Origin of the sequence: Rhizobium ecuadorense (assembly GCF_001187535.1) — a bacterium.
Classification (GTDB): domain Bacteria; phylum Pseudomonadota; class Alphaproteobacteria; order Rhizobiales; family Rhizobiaceae; genus Rhizobium; species Rhizobium ecuadorense.
The window spans coordinates 1-323 of the sequence record NZ_LFIO01001225.1; the positions used below are offsets into that span (position 1 = coordinate 1).

At 47.1% G+C, this 323-nt stretch carries 1 protein-coding gene; it reads right to left on the reverse strand.

What is annotated here, in order from left to right; all coding sequences use genetic code 11:
• Positions 1-323, reverse strand: a 323-nt coding sequence (locus tag AF337_RS43355; protein ID WP_160320355.1) for a hypothetical protein, incomplete at both ends; no start/stop codon positions are given.

Sequence of the window (323 nt, forward strand, 5' to 3'; positions counted from 1 at the left end):
GCTAAGGCGGATATGAATTTCGCATTCATTGCCGAACGTTTGCGCCTGCTTGCGATCTCCAATATCACCTCTCAACGAAGCACCTAAAGCCGAGTAAAAATCGTGCCCGTTGGTTAATTGCTTGAGATCGAAGTTCCTATTGGCCGTACTGGCAATCAAACTGCCCAGTGCCGCATACTCCTCCGCACTAATCTCAGAATCCTTTGTTAGATCGGCCAGATACTGATCAATGTCGACGGCAAATTTATCGAAGTAATCGCCCGCATCGAGATGCGAAACTTTGAAAGGAATTTTCTTTTCGGTGTTTAAAAGTCGGGCGGCTG